Origin of the sequence: Streptomyces sp. NPDC021012, from assembly GCF_044333355.1 — a bacterium.
Taxonomy (GTDB): Bacteria; Actinomycetota; Actinomycetes; order Streptomycetales; family Streptomycetaceae; genus Streptomyces.
Window position 1 is genome coordinate 1 of the sequence record NZ_JBIRQU010000013.1, and the last position, 19,989, is coordinate 19,989.

Sequence of the window (19,989 nt, forward strand, 5' to 3'; positions counted from 1 at the left end):
GCCAAGGCCGCCGAGCTCGGCCTGCCCGTCCGGCGCTCGGCGACCGTCGGCGCCGACCCGCGCTTCGCCGCCGCCGTCCGCGAGCTCGTCCTGGAACGCGCCGCGAACGAACGGGGGACCAGGACCGAACGCTGCGCGCTCGGCGCCCTCGGCCCCTCCCACGACCTCTGCCCGATCGGCTGCTGCCCGGCCAGGGCGGAGCGGCCCGCCGCCGCCGGCGCCGACAGCACCTACGCCTGAGGAGCGCCCAGGAGCCCCGGGGACGCTCGGTGCGGGCGCCCCGGGGCGTCGGTCAGGGGCGCAAGCAGATGCCGTTCGACCTCTGCCGCCGGGTCTGCGCCGGGCGGGAGTCTCGGCGGCTCCCCCGTCACCGCCCGGGCGGTGAACCCGCCCTCCAGGTGGGGCAAGCGCACGTCGACGATCCGGACGCCCCGGGCCCGTTGTTCCCTGCCGACCACGCCCAGCCAGGTGGCGAGGGCCGTCTTGGCGGCCGCGTAGTCGGCCATGCCCTGCGGGGGCGCGTCGACGACCGAGCCGGTGACGACACCGATCGCGCCTCCGGCCTCCAGCACGGGCAGGGCGCCCCGGACCACTGCCATGGGCGCCAGGGCGTTCACGGTCATGAGGTGCTCGGCGGCGGCCTCGTCGACGCTCTCGGCCCGCCCGAAGCCCGCCACTCCGACGGCCACGACGACGCGGTCCAGGCGTCCGAGGGAACGGGCCGCCCACGGTGCGAGCGCCGCGCAGCCGTCGAGGTCGTAGGCGTCGAAGACACGGCGGGGGCAGTCGCCCGGCAGCCGCGACCGGTCGGCGAGCCGCTCCGCGTTCCTGCCGGCCAGGGCCACCGACGCGCCCTGGCGGTGCAACGCCCGCGCGGCGAGGCCGCCGACCGTCCCCGTCGCTCCCACGACCAGGACCGCGTTCACCGCGGGGGCCCTTCGGGAAGCGTCTGACCGGACGTTCCGGGAAGCGTCGGGGCCGTGGTGCGCGCGGTCCCGGCCGGGAGGGGCGCGGCGGCGAGGCGGCGGCGTGCGAGCGACTCCGCGGCGGCCTCGCGCGGGTGGCGCCTGATCCAGTAGGGGTTGTCGTGCGACAGCTTGCTGGACACCCGCCCGTACATGCCGAACGTGAGGATCAACAGCCCCATGAGGAAGCTGAACATCACGTTGGTCATGCCGAAGTCGAGGAAGTTGGCGGGCCGGTCGAGCACGAACAGGTGGTAAAAGCCGCTGAGCAGGAACGAGCCGCCCACGAGCATGTTCACGGTGGAGGCGATGTTCCCGCCCGCGACCGCAGCGGCCAGGAGGGCGAGTCCCGTCAGCACCGAGATCCAGCTCAGTGCGGTGTTGGTGGTCATCCCGGCGATCCGCTCACCGGAGGTGTCGAAGGGGCTGAGCGCGTCGGCGAAGCCGAGGCAGCCGAACACGAGCAGGACGCAACCGCAGAGGGCGGCGCCCCAGCGGTACACGGTGGCGAGGTGGTGGTCCACAGGAAGTTCGTCTTTGAGCCGCACAGCTGTTCCCCTACCCGTCCGTGGTTCCGTCCGTCGCCCGAGGCCACTGCCGTACGGATCGGGCTCCGCGCGAACGGACCTGCACCGAAGCACCTTTTGTGATGCTTCAATGCCTTTTTCCCGTCACGGGAGCGTCCGGATGCGCCTCACCGCCCGACAGCGAGCCGTTCACCCGTCCACCCTCGTCGGGCGGCCCCGTTGCATCCGCGGACCGGTGTGCGGGAGAAGAACCGACAGCGGAGCCGCAACCAAAGGCGAGGAGGGCCCCATGGACGACGCTGACGACATGGCGGGCGGCCCCCGAGGGCTCGCGCGGCCCGGCGCCCGGCCGACGGAGTGCGTGTGGGACTACCCGCGACCGCCCCGGCTGGTCGGTGACGACCGCCGCGTGACGGTGACGGTGGACGGCCGGGTCGTCGCGGACACACGCGCGAGCCTGCGGGTCCTGGAGACCAGCCACCCGCCGACGTTCTACCTGCCCCGCCGCGACGTGCGCGCGGAGTTCCTGCGCCCCCGGCCCGGCCGCACCCACTGCGAGTGGAAGGGCGCCGCCTCTTACTGGGACGTCGTCGTCGGCGACTTCGTCGTACCCCGCGCCGCATGGAGCTACGAGCGGCCCCTCGACGCGTACGAGGCCCTCCGCGGCCACCTGGCCTTCTATCCGTCCGCGGTGGGCTGCACCGTCGACGGAGAGCCGGTGGTCGCCCAGGAGGGCGACTTCTACGGCGGGTGGATCACCCGCGAGATCGAGGGTCCCTTCAAGGGCGGTCCCGGCACGTGGGGCTGGTGAGCCGGTCGGCGGCCGCGCCGCCCGCGGCTGCTCCCCCGGGACGACGCCGCGCGGCTGACCGCCGGCTCGGGTGGCCGGCCCGTCGTCGGTCACCAGCGCGGGCGCGGCCTCGTGTCGGGTGCATCCGGCTCGGCCGCCCGGCCGGAAACCCCGGATGACCGGAGCCGGCGCGCGGACCGGTACGACGTGGAGGAGGCCGTACGGTGATCAGTGTGGAGCGGGTGCTCGTGGTGCGACGGCCCCTCGCGGAGGTCGTGGCCTACCTGGAGGACTTCGGCCGTGCGGAGGAATGGGACCCCGGCACCGTACGCTGCGTGCGGCTCGACGACGGGCCCGTGCGGCAGGGCGCCCGGTGGCGGAACACGTCCCGTTTCCGGGGCCGCACGACCGAGCTGCGGTACGAACTCGCCGTCCGGGAGCCCTTCCGCCTGGTGTTCCGCGGCGAGAACAAGACCGTGACGGCGCTGGACGATCTGCGGTTCGCCGAGGAAGGGACGGCGACACGGCTGACGTACCGTGCGTCGCTCACCTTCAAGGGCTTCGCACGGCTGGCCGCGCCGTTCCTGCGCGGGGAATTCGAGCGGATGGCCGACGACGTGGCCGACCGCCTTCCGCCAGCGGCCGTGGCGTGGCACTCCTGACCATGCGCCCCGGCTCCGAACGCACCTGCTCGCATCGTTTCCGCACCCTACGGTGGTGACCATGTACGACACCGATCACGGCATCACCACCGGCGCCCTGGCCCGGCGTCTCGGCGTCTCCCCGACCACGGTCCGGTCCTGGGACCGGCGGTACGGGATCGGCCCGGCCGACCGCGGGGACGGACGCCACCGGCGGTGGAGCCCCGCGGACGTGGCGATGCTGGAGGAGATGTGCCGTCTCACGGCGTCCGGCGTCCCGCCCGCCGAGGCGGCGCGGGCCGCACGACGGGAGCGCTCCTCGCCGGAGGCGCCCGCCGTGAGTGTCGCCGTTCCGGCCCGGGCCGCCGCCACCGCGCCGGTCGCACCCGTCGAGGAGGCCGTGTCGGAACCCGCGTCGGAACCGGCTTCGCCCTCCCGGCGGCCGGTGGCCGGCAGCGGCCTGCCGCTGGGAGACGTCCGGCAGGAGTGCCGGGGTCTGGCCCGTGCCGCCGTGCGGCTCGACGCCCTCGCCATGGAAGAGCTCCTCCGGGCGGCGCTGGCCGAGTACGGCCTCGTCACCTCCTGGGAGGAGATCATGGCGCCGACACTGCATGCGGTGGGCCGGAAGTGGGAGTCGTCGGACGACCGCTACGTCGAGGTGGAGCACCTGCTCTCCTGGCACATCTCCACGGCGCTGCGGCGGGCCGCCGTCTCCGGACCCGCGGTCACCTCGCAGGCTCCTCCGGTCGTGCTGGCGTGCGTCCCTTCGGAACAGCACACGCTGCCCCTGGAGGCGCTCGCCGCGGGCCTGGCCGAACGCGGACTGCCGACCAGGATGTTCGGCGCGGCCGTGCCCGCCGAGGCCCTCGACGCGGCGGTGCGGCGGTCGGGGCCCGCCGCCGTCGTCCTCTGGTCCCAGTCCCGCTCCACCGCCAACCACGCCCTGGCCCGGCACGTCGCGCGGACGGCGTTCGGAATGCAGGGAGCGCGCACCTCACCCCTGGTCCTCCTCGCGGGCCCGGGCTGGCTCGGCCGGACGCCGGCGCCGGGCACGGTACGTCCCACCGGCCTGCGGGAGGCGCTCGCCGTGATCTCCCGGCTGTACGGGGAGGGCGAGGGCGTCCAGGAGCGGGTCGGCCAGGAGGAAGGCGCCGTCGGGGCCGGTGGCTGACCCCGGCCCCGGACGCCTCAGGGACGGGGCGCGCCCGATGTCCGTCGCGGGCGGGGCTGTCGGGACGGGCGGGGCGGTCGGGGGACGAAGCCGCTCGTCCGGGCCTGGTACTCCGCGTACCCCGGCCGGTCCCTCATGTGGGCCTCCAGTAGCCGTTTGCCGCTGCCCCAGATGAGGAGGCCGCTCATGACGAGCGGGGAGACCAGGGCGAGCAGGGCGGTCTGCCAGGTGGCGCAGGCCGTCAGGTACAGGCCCCACCACACCAGGAAGTCACCGAAATAGTTCGGGTGCCGGGTCCAGCTCCACAGTCCCCGGTCCATGACGCGCCCCCGGTTCGCCGGGTCCGACGTGAAGCGGGCGAGCTGGTGGTCCCCCACCGCCTCACAGGCGAGGCCGGCCGCCCACACGGCGAGCCCGAGGTACGCGGTCGCCCCCAGTGGCCGGGGCAGCAGGACCGCGAACTGGACGGGCAGGGAGACGAGCCAGACGAGGGCGCCCTGGAGCAGGTACACCTTCCACAAGGCGTAGAGGGCGGGGTGTCTGCGGGCGCGGGCGAGCATGCGCGCGTACCGGGGGTCCTCTCCGCGGCCGCGACCGCGGCGGGCGATGTGGACGGCGAGCCGCAGTCCCCAGACGACGGTGGCGAGCGCGACGACGCTCCGCCGGACGTCGTCGCCGTGGCCGTCCGCCAGGAACCAGGACACCGATGCGACGCCCGCGAACGCGATCCCCCAGGCGACGTCGACGATCCGGTGCAGCCGTCGGGCGGTGCCGACGGCGAAGGCCACCAGCATGACGGCGAGGGCGGCGGCGGCCGAGGCGGCCAGGACGGAACCGAGCGCCGTGGTGTCGACGGGACTCACGGCGCCTCCCCGTACCGGTCAGCCGGGAAGGAGGACGCCGTGCCCGCGTCGTCGGCGGTGAGCCGGAGCTGGCGGACGTCGAGGTAGCGGGCGCGGAACCCGGCCTCGGACCAGGCGAGGTAGAACTCCCACATGCGCCGGAAGACGCGGTCGAAACCGAGGGCCGCGACGGCGGCCTCCTCGTGCCGGAAGCGGGCGCGCCACTGGTGGAGGGTCTCCGCGTAGTGGTCGCCGAACCCGGTGTCGTGGGTGATGCGCAGCCCGGCGGCGGCGGACTCGCGGGCGATGGCCTCCGGGGAGGGGATCAGGCCGCCGGGGAAGACGTACTTGCTGATCCAGGTGTGGGTGCGGGCGGTGGCGAGCATCCGTTCGTGCGGCATCGTGATGGCCTGGAGCGCGACCCGGCCGCCGGGGGCGAGGAGGCGGCGGAGCGCGGTGAAGTAGTCGGGCCAGAACTCGGCGCCGACGGCCTCGATCATCTCGACGCTCACGACGGCGTCGTAACGGCCGCGTACGGCGCGGTAGTCGAGGAGTTCGACGGTGACGCGGTCGGCGACGCCGGCCCGGGCGGCGCGGTCGCGCGCGAGGGCGAGCTGCTCCTCGGAGAGGGTGACGGTGCGGACGCGGGCGCCGCGGGCCGCGGCGCGGATCGCGAGTTCGCCCCAACCGGTGCCGATCTCCAGGAGTTCGGTGCCCGGGCCGGTCTCCGCCAGGTCGAGGAGGCGGTCGATCTTTCGGTGCTGGGCGGCGGTGAAGGCCGCGTCGGAGAGGACGTCGGGGGTGTCGGGGAGCGGGTCGAAGACGGCCGACGAGTAGCTGAGTCCGGGGTCGAGGAAGAGGGCGAAGAGCTCGTTGGAGAGGTCGTAGTGACGGCGGATGTTCTCGCGGGACCCGTCGGGGGTGTTGAGGTCGGCGCGCGGCCTGCGCCGGACCCAGGCGCCCCTGAACCGGTGCAGCGGGGCGGGGACGAGGTCGTCGACGTGACGGGCGAGGACGGTGAGGACGCCGACGAGGTCGTCGGCGTCCCACTCGCCGGCCATGTACGACTCCCCGAAGCCGATCAGCCCGTCGGCGGCGATCCGTCGGTGGAAGGCCTCGGGATCGTGGAGCGTGAGCGTCGGTACTGCGCCGGCGTCACCGTTCCGCGACGCCGGGACGGTGGTGCGGCCGTCCGTTCCTACCCGCAGGGGCAGCCGGGTGAGCGCGCGTCCGACGATGAGGCGGGCCACGGTGGTGCGCACGGCGGAGGCGTGCGGCACACGGGCGACGTCCGGCCAGCGGTCGGGGTCGACCTCGACGCGGCCCCCGTGGACATCGTGGCCGGCCTGGGCCTCGTGGGTGGCGGGCAGTGGGGACGAGAGGGTCACGGGGTGCCTTCCTGCGGGGTGGGGGTGGTGCGGGGCCGGACGCGGACGCCCTTGAGGTAGAGGTGGACGCCGTGGCGGCGGATGCCGAAGGAGACGGCGGCGGTCGACCACGGGTGGCGGAGCGTGGCCGCCAGGAGGCTGCGGGGGCCGGCGGGCCGCCGGGTGCCGCGGACGGTGGCCGTCAGGGGGCGGGTGCCGTCGGTGTGGCGGAGCTGGACGGTCAGGTCGAGGCGGTCGCCGGGGAGCGGCAGCCGCATCCGGTAGGTGCCGGCGACGTCGAGGAACGGCGAGACGTAGAAGTCCTTGGCCGTTTCGGCGCGGCCTTCCGCGTCGGTACGCAGCAGGTACGTGTGCCGTCCGCCGTACGTGTTGTGCACCTCGGCGACGACGCACACGGGCCGGCCGGCCCGGTCGTGGCACCAGTAGAGGGTGAGGGGGTTGAAGACGTGTCCCAGCACGCGCGCGTGGGCGAGCATCAGGACCCGGCCGTCCGCGTCGTGCACGCCGTGCGCGGCCAGGCGGGCGTCGAGCCCGGCCCGGAGGGTGGGGGCGTCACCGTCGAAGTGGTCGGCCGGGTCGAAGCGGGCGAGCGGCCGGAGCGGACGCGGCAGGACCGGCAGGTCGTCGAGGTCGACCAGCCACATGTACGTGCGGTGCTGGAGCCTGTGCCGGAGCGGGGTGACGCGGGTGTGCGCGATCTCCGCCTCGTACAGGGCCGGCACGAGGGGCGGTCTCGGGGCAGCGGGCTTCACGTCCTGGCTCCCAGGTGGCGGGCGGCCTCGACGCCCGAGCGGCAGCCGTCCTCGTGGAAGCCCCAGCCGTGGTAGGCGCCGGCGTAGACGGTGATGGGCGTGCGCAGGGTCGGCAGGAGCCGCTGGGCGGCCACCGACTCCGGTGTGTAGACGGGGTGTTCGTACGTCATGCGGGCCAGGACGGTCGAGGGGTCGACGCGGTCGCCGGGGTTGAGGGTGACGACGTGCGGCTCGCCGGTGCGGAGCCGCTGGAGCCGGTTCATGTCGTAGCTGACCCGGACGGAGCCCGGGCGGGCGGTGCAGGACGGCAGGAGGTAGTTCCAGGAGGCACGGGCGTGGGGCGAGCGCGGCAGCAGGCTCGTGTCGCGGTGCAGGACGGTCGGGTTGTGGGAGTAGGTGAACGCGCCGAGGACCCGCCGTTCCTGCTCGGTGGGGTCGGCGAGCAGCCGCAGAGCCTGGTCGGGGTGGACCGCGAGCACGACGGCGGCGTGTTCGGCCGACTCGCCGTCCTCGGTGACGACCGTGGCACGGTCGTCGCCCCGGACCACGGCGCGCACCGGGGTGGCGGTCCGCACGGAGGGGATCGACTTGGCGAGGCGTTCGACGTAGGCCGCGGATCCGCCGGTGACGGTCTTCCACTGCGGGGATCCGGTCACCGAGAGGAGGCCGTGGTGGTCGAGGAAGCGGAAGAGGTACACGGCGGGGTACCGCAGGGCCGTGTCGGGGGCGCAGGACCAGACGGAGGAGACGAGGGGGATCGCGAAGTGGCTGACGAAGTGGGCGGAGAAGCGGTGGGCGTGGAGGAAGTCGCCGAAGGTGAGGGTCATGTCGTCGGCGGTGAGCAGACCGCGGGCGGCACGGTGGAACCTGGGGACGTGGGCGAGCGTCAGCAGGTGCCTGCGCCGGCGGACGTTGCCACCGCCGAGCAGGCCGCGGAGACCCCGCGCGCCCGCGTACTCCAGGCCGCAGCCGTCGCAGCGCACCGACATGCTCATCTCGGCGTCCTGGGTGGCGACGCCCAACTCGCGGAAGAGGCGCAGGAGCTGGGGGTAGGTGTGCTCGTTGTGGACGATGAAGCCGGTGTCGACGTGGACCGTCCCGCCCTCGGCGACGGGCAGTTCGTGGGTGTGCGCGTGGCCGCCGAGCCGGTCGTCCGACTCGTACAGCACCACGTCGTGCGTGCGGGACAGGTAGTGGGCGGCGGTGAGGCCCGCCACCCCCGCCCCCACCACGGCGACGCTGCGTCCGTTCATCGTTTCCCATCCCCTTTGTGCGGCGCTCCCGTGCGGGGGCGACGGCGTGTCGTGTGCTGTGCTCGGTTGTCCGGCCGTCGGGCCGTGTGGTCGTTCGGAGCCGTCGGCCGGCCGGATGGGTCGGATCGCGAACGGATTCGGGACCGGATCGACCGGGCGCTCGGATGGGCGCTCCGGTGGGTCGGTCGTGGCGGATCGGCCGTGGTGGGCCGGCCGTGGCGGATCGGCCGTGGCGGGTCGGTCGTGGTGGGTCGGTCGTGGTGGGTCGGTCGTGGTGGGTCGGTCAGCGGCCTACGCCGGCGCCGGCCAGTTCGAGGCTGTGCCGCATGCGCTGGAGGCCGCGGCGGGCGTGGCTCTTGACCGTGCCGAGCGGCATGCCGGTCCGGTCGGCGATCTGGGTCTGGGTCAGGTCCGCGAAGAAGGCGAGTTCCAGGACGTCCCGCTGGACGTGGGGCAGCCGGGACAACTCCTGGGTGACGACCAACCGGTCGAGGACCCGCTCGGGTTCCTCGTGTGCCCGGCTCTCGTGTTCCAGGGACGCGCCGAGGCTCGCCGCGAGTTCGGTCCGCCGCGTACGGGCGGTCAGGGCGTCGGCGATCTTGCGTCGGGCGATGCCGGTGAGCCAGGCCGGCAGACTGCCCCGTTCGGGACGGAAGTTGGCCCGGCCGCACCAGGCGGCGACGAACACCTGCTGGGTGACGTCCTCCGCCTCGCGGGGGTCCCCCAGGGCGCGGGTCGCGAGGGTGTGAACCAGGCGGCCCCAGCGCTGGTGGGCGACGGCCAAGCACTGCTCGTCGCCGCCGACCAGGCCCCGGGCGATCCGGTCGTCGGTGGCGGCGGCGACGTCCGTGGCCGCGGTCGGCTCGGTACGGGCGGTGGCGGTATCCGCGGTGACGGCTGCCGTGGGCGGGGCGGGGGCAGGGGCTCCGGTCGGCCGGTGTGCGGTCATGGCGCTTCCTCCTCCAGGTGGTGGCTCGGGCGTCCACCGGGTGTGCCGCACGCGCTTCGAGAGCGGCGGCTCCGGGACCTCGATGACCCCGTGCGCTTCACGTTCCGCCCGGCACCTCCCCGCCCACAACTCGCATCGTTTTCGCATCGGAAATCTCCGTGTATCGATGCGAGCGAGGAACACCGCAGGTCAGGTGGTACCGCGAAGCCCCCTGAAGCAGGCCGGCCCTGGGGAGGGTGCGACCACCGCGTCCGGGTAATCAACGGCCGCGCTGCCGGGCAACGGCCGCCCTGTCGAGTCGGATGAGCCGCCAGGGTTACGGCGACGGCGCCGACGATCCCGAACGCCGGGACGCCGAGCGCGCCCCGCGCGAGGGGCCGAGGGTGTTCCGGAAGCTGCTCGCATCCGGTCCTTCGGCAGCGACCGCCCGGCGGATGGGTCCCACCGGACGGGTGCCGCCGCGGAGGAGGACGCAGCGCCACCGACACCGCGACGACATCGTGACCTTCCCGGCCCATCCGGGAGGGCGTCCGCGCCGAAGTATCCCGGGGAGCTGTCCGCAGGCTCTCCGCCGGGCCGCCGAAAGGGCGGACACCGGCCCGCCGAACCGCGAAGGACCAGCATGCGATGGCTCCCCACTCCGAGGACGACCGCTCGAGGCGGCGGCTCCGTCCGGTCCCGACGCCCGGAGCCGGCCAGGTGACCCGGCCGCTCCCCGCCGGTGCCTCCGACGCCGACGCGCGGGGCGACCTGGCCGAAGTGATGCGGGAGGTCGCCAGGGGCGACAAGCAGGCGTTCTCCACGCTCTACGACGCCCTCGCCCCGCTGGTCTTCGGCGTCGTCCTCCGTGTGGTGCGCGACCGGGCCCAGTCCGAGGAGGTCACCCAGGAGGTCATGATCGAGCTGTGGCGCCAGGCCGCCCGCTACGAGCCGACGGCAGGAAGCGTGACGACCTGGGCGACGACGATCGCCCACCGGCGGGCCGTCGACCGCGTACGGTCGGCCCAGGCCGCCTCCGACCGGGAGCACGCCCGGGCGGCGCGGGAGCACACCACCGCCTTCGACGAGGTCGCCGAGCAGGTGGAGACCCGGCTGGAGAGCGAGCGGGTACGCCGTTGCCTGCGCGGCCTGACCGAACTCCAGCGCGAGGCCGTGACCCTCGCCTACTACCAGGGCCTGACCTATCGTGAGGTCGCCCAGAGCCTGCAGACCCCGCTTCCCACCATCAAGACACGCATGCGCGACGGACTGATCCGCCTCCGCGACTGCATGGGGGTGACCTCGTGACACAGCAGCACCACTCCGACCTCCACGCGCTCACGGCCGCCTACGCCCTCCACGCCCTCGACGCCGTCGAACGGGACGAGTTCGTCGCCCACCTCGCGCACTGCGAGGACTGCCGCAGGGAGGTGAGCGGGTTCGAGGCGACCGCCGCACGGCTCGCGGGCGCCGTCGGCCGGACCCCGCCGGAGGCCCTCAAGCGGCGGACGCTCGCCGCCGTCGAGGGCGTACGCCAGCTGCCGCCCCGCGTGCCCGCCGTCGGCCCGGCGGCGAGCCTGGCCCAGGTGGTCAGGCGCAGGGCGGTCCCGCTCGCGCTCGCCGCGAGCCTGGTCGCCGCCGTCTCGTTCGCCGGCCTCGCCGCCTGGCAGCACCAGGAGAACGAGGCCGCGCGGCAGCAGGCCCGGCAGGCCGAAGAACGGCTGGAGGCCGTGAGCGGGGTGCTGGCCGCGCCCGACGCGCGGACCGTGCACGGGCGGACCGCCAACGGCGCGGTGGCCACGGTCGTCTCGTCGGACCGGCAGAACCGGGCGGTGTTCACGGCCACCGGGCTTCCGGTCCCGGCGGAGGGCCACACGTACCAGCTGTGGCTCGACCACAAGGGCACCATGCGGCCCGCCGGGCTCATCCACGCCGACGGCACCGTCCTCCTCGACGGCGACCCGGCCGACGCGACGGGGGTGGGGCTCACCCTCGAACCGGCAGGCGGTTCGAGGCAGCCCACGACCCAGCCCCTGCTCCTGCTGGCCCTCCCGGCCTGACCCCTCCCCCACCGGGTCCGGTGTCCGGGCCGCCGCCCTGAGGACGGACGACGTGGCGCTCCCCCTCGGCCTGACGGGGCCGAGGGGGAGCGCCGTTTCCCCGGGCGGTCGGAGACCGCCGGGCGGGGGTCAGGGACGGTGGGTCAAGGACGGTGGCGGAGGGCGCCCGGCCACCAGACCGTGGGGCCGATGTCCCGGACCAGCGCCGGGACCAGGAGCGACCGGACCACGAGGGTGTCGAGGAGGACGCCGAAGGCGACGATGAAGGCGATCTGGACGAGGAACGCCAGCGGGATCACGCCGAGCGCCGCGAAGGTCGCAGCGAGGACGACGCCGGCCGAGGTGATGACCCCGCCCGTGGCCACCAGGCCCCGACGCAGGCCCTCGCGGGTGCCGTACAGCTCCGTCTCCTCCCGTACGCGCGACATGAGGAAGATGTTGTAGTCGACGCCGAGGGCCACCAGGAAGACGAACCCGTACAAGGGCACGGCGGAATCGGTCCCGGTGAAGCCGAAGACGTGCTCGAAGACCAGGGCCGAGACGCCCAGCGTCGCGAGGAAACCGAGCGCGACCGTGGCCACCAGGAGCACGGGCAGCAGCAGCGAGCGCAGCAGGCCGACGAGGATGACCAGGACGATCGCGAGCACGACGGGGACGATGAGATTCCGGTCCCGCTCGGCCGTCACCTGGGTGTCGTACTTCTGGGCGGTGGACCCGCCGACGAGGGCGTCGGCGCCGGGGACCGCGTGGAGGGTGCCGCGCAGGGCGACGACGGTGTCCCTGGCCGCGTCGCTGTCCGCGGCGTCCGTGAGGGTGACGTCGATCCGGACGCGGCCGTCGGCGACGAGCGGCCGGCCGGAGCCGGGGGCGGCGAAGAGCGTCGCGGAGTCGACGCCCTGGACGGCCGCCGCGGCCGTCCGCACCTTCTCCGCGGCGTCGGCGTCGGCGATGACCACGGCGGGGGTGCCCGCGCCGCCCGGGAAGTGCTCGCTCAGGCGTGCCTGGGCGGCGACGGAGGGGGCGTCCTTGACGAAGATCTCGTCGAACGGGACGCCCTTGGAGTCGAGCGAGAAGGAGAAGGCGGCGCAGGCGACGAGAGCGGCCAGGGAGCCGGCCCAGACCTTGCGGGGGGCGCGGTCGACGAGCCCTGCGACCCTGTGCCAGACGGGGTGGGCCGCCTCGCCGTCGGCGGTGGCCTTGGGGCGGGTCGGCCAGTAGGCGGCGCGGCCGAGCAGCACCAGGACGGCGGGGAGGAACGTCACCGAGCTCAGCACGGCGCAGACGATGCCGACGGCGCCGACAGGGCCGAGGGCCCGGTTGTTGGTGAGGTCGCTGAGCAGCAGGGCGAGCAGGCCGAGCACGACGGTGGCGGCGCTGGCGACGATCGGTCCGAAGGACTGCCTGAGGGCGGCGCGCATCGCGGGGACGCGGTCGCCGTCGCGGGCGCCGAGCTCCTCCCGGTAACGAGCGGCAAGCAGCAGGGCGTAGTCGGTGGCGGCGCCGATGACCAGGATGGACAGGATGCCCTGCACCTGACCGTCGACCCGGACGACGTCGTGGTCGGCGAGCACGTACACGACGGCGCAGGCCAGTCCGAGCGCGAACACGGCGCCGAGAATGATCAGCAGCGGCAGCAGGACGCTCCGGTAGACCAGGAGCAGGATCACCAGGACCGTCACCAGCGCGACGACCAGCAGGAGGCCGTCGATGCCGGAGAACGCGTCGCCGAGGTCCGCCTGGGTCGCGGCGGGGCCCGCGAGCCACACTTCGGTCCCCGGTACGGCGGAGACGGCCGCCTCGACCTCGTCCAGGGCCACGGGGAGTTCCTCGCCGAGGTCGGGACGGAGCTGGACGATGCCGCGAAGGGCCTCACCGTCCTCGGAGGGGAGGGCCGGGGAGGGCGTGCCGACCACTCCCTCGGCGCCCTTCAGGGAGGCCAGCGCGCGGCTCGCGCTCTCCCGCGCGGCCGGGTCGACGCGGCCGCCGCCGTCCGTGGTCCAGACGACCAGCGTGGGCAGGGTCTCCTCCTGGCGGAACGCCTCCTGGGCCTTGAGGACCTGGGTCGACTCGGCACCGCGGGGCAGGAAGGCGGCCTGGTCGTTGGTGGCGACCTCGCCGAGCTTGCCGGCGTACGGGCCGAGCCCTCCTCCGACGGCGAGCCAGACGACGAGCACCAGCAGCGGCAGCAGTCTGCTCGCCGAGCGCGCGGGCGTGAACATGGAGCACTCCCCCAGAAATGTCTCAGCAATCAACTACCTCGATGATCGAGACGTGTTCGACCACGGAGGCACCGGGCTCCCGTCACCGACCCTCGTGAGGCGGTGTCGGCCGACCGGTCACCGTCCCTTCCCCCGATCCACACGCGACGGATGCGGACTGACTGCGAAGAGGTCCGCGACGGGGGTATTTGGCGGCGCCGTTCAGGAAGCCGGGTGCCCGCGGTCGGGGCTGGTCGCCGCCTGGGCGGCGGAGCGGTCGATCAGCTTCTCCTCGATGTGGCCGCCCGTGCCCAGCAGACCGGTCTGCTCGAAAGAGTGCTCCTTCAGGAGCCGGGGAAGCTCGCGGCGGGAGAGCAGGTCCACCGCGACGGGGAAGAACGGCCGCCCGGCCTGGGCGAGCCGGAGCCATGGCGGGGCGTAGACAGAGGCGCGGCGCCGCTCGATCCCCCGCACCAGCCAGGACGCGACCCGGTCCACCGGATACACGCGGCGGGCGGGGGCGGGCATGTGTCCACGCAGTTCGCGCAGGACCGTGTGGCGCTCGACGTCGCGGACCATGTCGGTGTCGGTCCAGTGCAGGTACGCCACGCCCACGCCGACGCGCAGGTGCGCCACCTCGGCCCGCAGGGAGCGGGCGAAGGCCTCGGCCCCCGCTTTGGACGCGCAGTACGCGCTCATCATCGGGGCCGCGCCGAAGGCGGCGGTGGAGGCGACCTGGAGGAAGTAGCCCCGGGTGGCCCGCAGCCCCGGCAGGAAGGCCCGCGCGGTGATGGCGCTGCCGACCAGGTTGACCTCCACGACACGGCGCCAGGTCTCGGGGTCGGAGCTCTCGAAGGGGCCGCCCTCCGCGACGCCCGCGTTGGCGATGACGACCGACGGGGGGCCGAGGATCCGCGTCACCTCCTCGGCGGCCCGCTCCATCGCCGCGTCGTCGGTGACGTCGACCTCCACGACGTGGCTCTCGGTGCCGAGCGTCACGGCGACGGCGGCGAGCCTGGCGTGCTCCCGCCCCAGCAGGGCCACGCGCATGCCGCGCGCGGCCAGCAGTCGCGTCAGTCCGGCGCCGAGCCCTCGGGCGGCGCCGGTGACGACCGCGACACGGCCTCGGGGTTCCGGGGAACGGGGCATGGGGGCCTCCGATGAGGAGAGGGTGTTACGGGGCCGACGTCTCGGTGCGTGCCCTCAGTACTTCTCAGGACACGGGTACGCCGGATGCGGGTGGCGGTCACCTCACGGCCGCCTCACCCGATCGGGCGGCACTGCGTCTCGTCCGATCACTCGGCAACGTCACCGTGCTGCCGCCGCGCGGCTTCCTGGTCGGCCCCGAGGAGTTCGCCGCCTGGGCGGACGAACAGCGCACGCTCCGCGACGTCCACCTCCGTGCCCGGCTCCCCCGGCCCGTCGGACACGGACGCGGTGCTGCGGGCGCTCGGCGACGTGTACGGCCCGGACACGGGCGACTGGGAACCCGTACACCGCGTCACGGTCGCCGACGCTCCACTGCCGGCGATACCCGGCCCCACCCGGCCTTCCGGGGGACGCTGTGGGCCCCCGGAAGGCACGTGTGCGGGGAACACCGGGCGACCGGCTCCCTGCAGGGCGCGCCGGCCCCGGGGGCGCGGGCTGCCCGTACGATCCCGTACGACCTGCAGGGGGCGCGGCCTGACGGCGCGCGCCCCCTGCAGGGATTTGCCGGAGCGGTCCTGTCCTCGGGCTCCTCGGACTGAAGCAGTCTCGTCCTCGGGCTCCTCGGAGCTCCCCCGTCCCGTGCTCCGGACTACTTGGGCATGAGGACGGTGTCGACGATGTAGACGTTGGCGTTGGCGGTCTCCACCTTGCCGCAGACGACCTTGGCGGTGTCGTTGACGGTGTAGTCCTGGCCGGAGCCCTTCGTTGTGATCATGCCCTTCTGGAGGGTCTCGAAGGAGCCGTTCTGCAGCTGCTCCGGCGTCAGCCTCCGGCCGACGACGTGGTACGTGAGGATCTTCGTGAGCGTGGCCTTGTCCGCGAGGACCTTGTCCAGGTCGGCCTTCGGGATCTTCGCGAAGGCGTCGTTCGTCGGCGCGAAGACCGTGATGTTCTCGGCGTTGTTGAGGGTGTCGACGAGGCCGGCCTGCTTGACGGCGGCGACCAGGGTCGACAGGGCCGGGTTGTGGGACGCGGCGGTGGCGACCGGGTCCTTCGCCATGCCGTCGAAGGAGCCCGCGCCCTCCTTGGGCACGCCCGCGCAGGCGGGGCCGAAGGGCTGGTCGTCGCTCATGGTGTCCCCGGTGGGCGTTGCGCTGGTCTGGGCCTGGTCGTCCGCCGCACTCGACGGTGCGGCCTTGGTGTCGCTGCCGGAGTCCGAGCACGCGGCCAGGGAGAGGGGCAGCAGGGCTGCTGCGGTCACGGCGATGGCGGTGCGGCGGATCTTCATGCCATTCATGATCGATTGCTCCTTCGGAATGCTGTTCTTACGCGGGTGTTGACGTGGTTGGTCGTGTGGCCCGGCCACGGTTTGCCGACCGGGTGGTCTAGGTGACGGTGACGAAGACGCTGTGCCGGCCGCTCGCTCCGTCGGGGATGGTCCGGGTGCGCTGTTCGGTCTGGACGAGGCCGGTGCCGTCGGTCGCGCGGACGGTGATGTGGTGGCCGCCGGGAGTCGCGTCCCAGCGGTAGGACCACTGGCGCCACGTGTCGACGCCGGCCTGTGCGGCGAGGTCCGCGTCCTGCCACGGGCCGTCGTCGATGCGGATTTCGACCCGGGTGATGCCTCGGCGCTGCGCCCAGGCGACGCCTGCGATGGTGACCGTGCCGGCGGCCGGGCGGGCGAAGGGCTTGGGGGTGTCGATGCGGGACTGTGTCTTGATCGGCGCCCTGCGCGCCCACTTCCGCTTCACCCAGTACGGGTCGTAAGCCTCGAACGTGGTCAGCTCGATGTCGGTGATCCATTTGCAGGCTGACACGTATCCGTAGAGGCCGGGGACGAGCATCCGTACGGGGAAGCCGTGGTCGAACGGCAGGGGTTCGCCGTTCATGCCGACGGCGAGCATCGCGTCGCGGCCGTCCATGACGTCCTCGACCGGAGAGCCGAGCGTCATGCCGTCCGCCGAGCGCGCCACAAGCTGATCGGCCTTGCCTCCCCGCGCCGGGGGGATGACGCCGGCCTCCTTCAACAGGTCGGCGAGCGGGACGCCGATCCAGCGGGCGTTGCCGATGTAGGGGCCGCCGACCTCGTTGGAGACACAGGTCAGGGTGATGTCGCGTTCGATGAGGGGGCGGGCCAGGAGCTGGTCGAGGGTGTAGGTGCGGGGCCTCGTGACGCCTCTGCCGTGGATGCGCAGCCGCCAGGTCCTGGCGTCGATCCTGGGCACGGTCAGGGCGGTGTCGACGCGGTAGAAGTCGGAGCTGGAAGTGGTGAAGGCGCTGATGCCGGGGGCCTTCGACTGGACGCCGACCGGGACGGCGGGAGCCGGGGAGGCGGGCGTGGGCAAGACCAGCCCGTCTCGGGACGCGACGGCTCCCTGACCTTGCCGGTCGGTGAAGAACCTGCCCAGTGCACCGGCCGAGATTGCCACCGCGGCCGTCACACCGGCCGCAGCGAGAAGACCACGCCGGCTCGATCCGCCGACGCCCTCCTCCCCGCCCGCGCCGGCCGGGTCGGGTACCTCTACGGCCTTCGCGGCAAGGAGACAGAGGACGAAGGCTCCGGCCAGTGCTCCGGCGGCAGAGGGAAGTACGTCGCCGATGCCGGTGGAGTCGGGTCGACCGAGGGCGGCTGCCGCTCCGATGATCCCGAACAGCAGCACGCCTGCGGCTCCCGCTCGCCGATGCGACGTGGCGAGGATGCCCAGGGCGACGGCGATGAGGGCGAGAACCGCGAGAATCCCGAACTGCAGGACGCTCTTGTCGTTCTCTCCGAAGGTGCGGATCGCAAAGTCCTTCACCGGAGCGGGAGTACGGTCGATCACCGCACCGCCCACGACGGCCACCGGCCCTGTCCCAGGCCTCACCAGTCCGGACACCAGCTCGGCCACGGCCAGAGCCGTGAACGCGGCCAGGATCCCGACCGACGCGCCGAGCGCGGCGCGGACGAGTCTGCTGCGGAAGCTGCTCACACCCGGCATTCGGCGGCCCCCGCTGGGCGGATTGGTCCGTCCTCCGAACGAGTGAGCATTTTCAGCGTTGCCGCTTCAGAGTGAGGATGACGGCGGCGATGACGGTCATGCGGTTGGGGCTGAAGCGGGCCCGGCGGAAGATGCGCCAGGACTTCAGCCTCGCGATGCTGCGTTCGACCGGCGCTCGTGCCGCTGACAGGGCCCGGTTGATCGTCCGCCGGGTCGTGGTGAGGTCCCGGCGAGGAGGCCGCCTGATCGGCGTGGTCACCCAGGGGCCGGCTCCGATGCAGGCGCGGTCGGCGAGGACGGGAACGCCCTGGCGTTCGCAGATCCGGATGGCGCGGTGGGTGCGGGCCGCGGTCAGGTCATGGGTACGGCCGGGCAACGCGGGTGAGATCCACAGCAGGTTGCCCGCGGGATCGGCCACGACCCGCACGTTCACTCCGTGACGGCGGTGCTTCTGGGAGAAGTCGGCCCGGCTGCCGCCGACGCGGTCGCACTCGGCGAGCGTCCCGTCGAGCAGGACGTAGTCCGGATCGGCCTCGCGCAGGACACGCAGGAGACCGGGCGCCCTTCGGGACAGGTACTCGACGACGGCCTGGACGTAGGCGTGGGCGGTGCCGACGGATACGCCGAAGCCGGCGGCAGCTTCGAGGAACTCGTCGAGGCCGGTGAACCTCGCATCGTCGCCAGCCAGGACAACGACGGATACGTCGTCTTCGCGATCTCACTGCGGCTGTCCACTGCACTCGCGGACGCAGGGCACTCCGGGTTGCGTAACGTCGCTGCCTCGTGGACCCGGTCGCGCGCGGAGGACGGCGAGGTCATCGACACTGAGATCGCCGACGCGATCGTGGGTGGTCTCGCTGCTCTTGTCAGCAGCGCCCGGCGCCAGAACCAGAGCGTCTACTGCTGGGTCGCGTAGCAGTGCATGCCCGGAGCCAGATCGCGACGGCCGCGGCGGTGGCGGTGGCGGTGCTGAGAAAGACGTAACCGTGCTTGTCGTAGCGAATGGCGACCGCCCGGGACTGGCAGGGTGATCGCAACCGCTGACAGCGCCCGCAGCGGCCCAGTAACGCCCCTCTGGACCTGCCCCGGGCGAACGGCGCCACTGGTGGGGCCGACAGGGACTGAGATTCCCGGAACGGAAGGAACCGGCTGTCCCGGGCGCTCGCCGAAGGCCCGGCCGGTGCCGGGCGGCGCAAAGGTTGGCGTGCGGGGCCGACGGAACCGGGTAACGTCTTTGTCATGTTCTTCCAGAAACCGATTCACGAGTGAGCACGTGATGGGCCTCTGCTGACGTTCTTCGACGTCGCCGCCCGTCCCCCACCGACGAATCCGTAGACCACTTCACACCATTACCGGGAGAACCCGTGACCGACAGCAAGAACATCAACAACCCCGTGGGCCAGGGCGGCGGCCAGCGCAAGAAGCTGTCCCGCGCCGAACGGCAGAACAACGGCCCGCACCGCAACCTCGACCGTCGGAATGCAGCGGACAAGAAGGCGGAGCTGGTCCGCAAGATGCGCGAGAAGACCGGCGTGGCTGAGGGCGCCGAGCGGGCGGGCGACGAACCCGCACAGAGCTGACGCACCGCCGCCGCAAGGCGGCACCGCATGGGGCAGGGCTCTGCTGCCGTACCGGGCGGGACCGGTCCCGCCCACCGGACCACGTCCGCACCCTCTGGCTGGGCAGCTCCTTCTCGTTCGAGAACGTGCACACGTGGCGCTGTGAAGAAGTCAGCGTTGCCTCTTGGGGGTGAGGGCGTCCTTGGTGATGTCCACGGTGCGGCCGGGGCGCGGCGCAGTGTCCGAGTCAGGGACGGCGCTCTGGAGACGAGGACTCTGATCACGCTCTGTACGTAGGCGTGGGCGGTGCCCTCGTTGATGCGGAAGCCCGCGGCGGGTTTCACGTAGGCGGTGTGCTCGCGCGGGAACGAGGCCTCCGGTCGCAGCGGTTGAGACGTCGGACATGTCGTATGCCCGCATAGGGCCGCTCCACCCCTACGCGGCCCAGCCGGAGAGGCCTCCCGACAGCCGCGCCACACTCCGAGTTCCCCGGAACGACGCCCATCAGGACGGCAGGGGCTTATCCGTCCCGACGACGCCCCCTGCGGGTCTGGCTCGATCCGGAGCGCGCACGGATCCTGCTCCGGCTCGGCTTCGAGCTGTGCTGGTAGCACAGCAAGTCCGTTTCGCGCCCGGGCCGCATCCCCCGGGCTGCTGGTGTCGGCCGCAGCCCAGGTCGACTCAGACGGCCGTGTCCTCGTCCTCTGCCGTGCTGCGCGCCGAGACAGACGCCGCGGAGGCCGCGTCCCTGTCGCGTCGTTGTGCCCGCAGTGCGGCCCTCGCCACGG

18 protein-coding genes and 3 pseudogenes are annotated in these 19,989 nt (G+C 73.3%); 8 read left to right on the forward strand and 13 right to left on the reverse strand.

The annotated features are described in order from the left end of the window. Positions 1 to 240: pseudogene (locus ACH4TP_RS32265) on the forward strand (ferrochelatase); the annotation flags it as partial. Here the strand turns inward: ACH4TP_RS32265 and ACH4TP_RS32270 are convergent. Continuing rightward, entirely contained in the window at positions 231 to 926 is a 696-nt protein-coding gene (locus ACH4TP_RS32270) for an SDR family NAD(P)-dependent oxidoreductase (protein ID WP_389233281.1), read from the reverse strand. The pseudogene ACH4TP_RS32265 and the gene ACH4TP_RS32270 sit on opposite strands and share 10 nt — an antisense overlap. Continuing rightward, positions 923 to 1,513: a DUF4383 domain-containing protein gene (locus tag ACH4TP_RS32275; RefSeq protein ID WP_389233284.1), complete on the reverse strand. Its 591-nt coding sequence runs from the start codon at positions 1,511 to 1,513 to the stop codon at positions 923 to 925. The genes ACH4TP_RS32270 and ACH4TP_RS32275 overlap by 4 nt, the downstream gene beginning before the upstream one ends. A gap of 268 nt (positions 1,514 to 1,781) precedes the next feature. Here ACH4TP_RS32275 and ACH4TP_RS32280 point away from each other — a divergent pair, with 268 nt between their 5' ends. The 3 genes from ACH4TP_RS32280 to ACH4TP_RS32290 all read left to right on the forward strand — a co-directional run bounded on the left by ACH4TP_RS32280 (position 1,782) and on the right by ACH4TP_RS32290 (position 4,094). Further along, entirely contained in the window at positions 1,782 to 2,303 is a 522-nt protein-coding gene (locus ACH4TP_RS32280) for a DUF427 domain-containing protein (RefSeq protein WP_398439916.1), read from the forward strand. 203 nt (positions 2,304 to 2,506) lie between these two features. After that, the gene (locus ACH4TP_RS32285; RefSeq protein WP_398439917.1) at positions 2,507 to 2,944 is read left to right on the forward strand and encodes an SRPBCC family protein; all 438 of its coding nucleotides are present in this window, start codon (positions 2,507 to 2,509) and stop codon (positions 2,942 to 2,944) included. Between the two features lie 61 nt (positions 2,945 to 3,005). Continuing rightward, positions 3,006 to 4,094 (forward strand): MerR family transcriptional regulator, encoded by a 1,089-nt coding sequence (locus tag ACH4TP_RS32290; protein ID WP_398439918.1) that lies wholly within the window; start codon positions 3,006 to 3,008, stop codon positions 4,092 to 4,094. A 17-nt stretch (positions 4,095 to 4,111) separates the two neighbouring features. Here ACH4TP_RS32290 and ACH4TP_RS32295 read toward each other — a convergent pair whose 3' ends face one another. The 5 genes from ACH4TP_RS32295 to ACH4TP_RS32315 form a co-directional block, all read right to left on the reverse strand. Next, the gene (locus ACH4TP_RS32295) at positions 4,112 to 4,957 is read right to left on the reverse strand and encodes a DUF1295 domain-containing protein (RefSeq protein WP_398439919.1); all 846 of its coding nucleotides are present in this window, start codon (positions 4,955 to 4,957) and stop codon (positions 4,112 to 4,114) included. Further along, positions 4,954 to 6,306: a class I SAM-dependent methyltransferase gene (locus ACH4TP_RS32300; protein ID WP_398440026.1), complete on the reverse strand. Its 1,353-nt coding sequence runs from the start codon at positions 6,304 to 6,306 to the stop codon at positions 4,954 to 4,956. The genes ACH4TP_RS32295 and ACH4TP_RS32300 overlap by 4 nt, the downstream gene beginning before the upstream one ends. Before the next feature lie 14 nt (positions 6,307 to 6,320). Then, positions 6,321 to 7,076: a DUF1365 domain-containing protein gene (locus ACH4TP_RS32305; protein ID WP_398439920.1), complete on the reverse strand. Its 756-nt coding sequence runs from the start codon at positions 7,074 to 7,076 to the stop codon at positions 6,321 to 6,323. Continuing rightward, positions 7,073 to 8,329, reverse strand: coding sequence for an NAD(P)/FAD-dependent oxidoreductase (locus tag ACH4TP_RS32310; RefSeq protein ID WP_398439921.1), 1,257 nt, complete (start codon positions 8,327 to 8,329; stop codon positions 7,073 to 7,075). The genes ACH4TP_RS32305 and ACH4TP_RS32310 overlap by 4 nt, the downstream gene beginning before the upstream one ends. Positions 8,330 to 8,612: 283 nt before the next feature. Then, positions 8,613 to 9,278 carry a sigma-70 family RNA polymerase sigma factor gene (locus tag ACH4TP_RS32315; RefSeq protein ID WP_398439922.1) on the reverse strand — a complete coding sequence of 222 codons (666 nt, stop codon included), beginning with the start codon at positions 9,276 to 9,278 and terminating at the stop codon, positions 8,613 to 8,615. A 699-nt stretch (positions 9,279 to 9,977) separates the two neighbouring features. On the opposite strand from ACH4TP_RS32315, the gene sigK reads away from it, so the two are divergent. Further along, positions 9,978 to 10,565: an ECF RNA polymerase sigma factor SigK gene (gene sigK / locus ACH4TP_RS32320; RefSeq protein ID WP_398440027.1), complete on the forward strand. Its 588-nt coding sequence runs from the start codon at positions 9,978 to 9,980 to the stop codon at positions 10,563 to 10,565. Continuing rightward, positions 10,562 to 11,317, forward strand: a complete 756-nt coding sequence (locus ACH4TP_RS32325) for an anti-sigma factor domain-containing protein (protein ID WP_398439923.1) — start codon at positions 10,562 to 10,564, stop codon at positions 11,315 to 11,317. The genes sigK and ACH4TP_RS32325 overlap by 4 nt, the downstream gene beginning before the upstream one ends. A 143-nt stretch (positions 11,318 to 11,460) precedes the next feature. On the opposite strand, the gene ACH4TP_RS32330 is transcribed toward ACH4TP_RS32325, so the two are convergent. The 6 genes and pseudogenes from ACH4TP_RS32330 to ACH4TP_RS32355 form a co-directional block, all read right to left on the reverse strand. After that, the gene (locus tag ACH4TP_RS32330; RefSeq protein WP_398439924.1) at positions 11,461 to 13,536 is read right to left on the reverse strand and encodes an MMPL family transporter; all 2,076 of its coding nucleotides are present in this window, start codon (positions 13,534 to 13,536) and stop codon (positions 11,461 to 11,463) included. 201 nt (positions 13,537 to 13,737) lie between these two features. Continuing rightward, positions 13,738 to 14,664 carry an SDR family oxidoreductase gene (locus ACH4TP_RS32335; protein ID WP_398182699.1) on the reverse strand — a complete coding sequence of 309 codons (927 nt, stop codon included), beginning with the start codon at positions 14,662 to 14,664 and terminating at the stop codon, positions 13,738 to 13,740. A 146-nt stretch (positions 14,665 to 14,810) separates the two neighbouring features. Further along, positions 14,811 to 14,945 carry a hypothetical protein gene (locus ACH4TP_RS32340; protein WP_398439925.1) on the reverse strand — a complete coding sequence of 45 codons (135 nt, stop codon included), beginning with the start codon at positions 14,943 to 14,945 and terminating at the stop codon, positions 14,811 to 14,813. A gap of 368 nt (positions 14,946 to 15,313) precedes the next feature. Further along, the gene (locus ACH4TP_RS32345) at positions 15,314 to 15,961 is read right to left on the reverse strand and encodes a fasciclin domain-containing protein (protein ID WP_398439926.1); all 648 of its coding nucleotides are present in this window, start codon (positions 15,959 to 15,961) and stop codon (positions 15,314 to 15,316) included. Positions 15,962 to 16,049: 88 nt separating this feature from the next. Next, positions 16,050 to 17,642 (reverse strand): sulfite oxidase, encoded by a 1,593-nt coding sequence (locus ACH4TP_RS32350; protein ID WP_398439927.1) that lies wholly within the window; start codon positions 17,640 to 17,642, stop codon positions 16,050 to 16,052. 52 nt (positions 17,643 to 17,694) lie between these two features. Then, a pseudogene (locus ACH4TP_RS32355) lies at positions 17,695 to 18,297 on the reverse strand (transposase family protein); the annotation flags it as partial. A 709-nt stretch (positions 18,298 to 19,006) separates the two neighbouring features. Here ACH4TP_RS32355 and ACH4TP_RS32360 point away from each other — a divergent pair. Together ACH4TP_RS32360 and ACH4TP_RS32365 are read left to right on the forward strand one after the other, a co-directional pair. Next, positions 19,007 to 19,222, forward strand: a complete 216-nt coding sequence (locus tag ACH4TP_RS32360) for a DUF6243 family protein (protein WP_389233329.1) — start codon at positions 19,007 to 19,009, stop codon at positions 19,220 to 19,222. Positions 19,223 to 19,604: 382 nt separating this feature from the next. Beyond that, positions 19,605 to 19,809, forward strand: a pseudogene (locus ACH4TP_RS32365) (hypothetical protein); the annotation flags it as partial. Positions 19,810 to 19,989 lie beyond the last annotated feature (180 nt).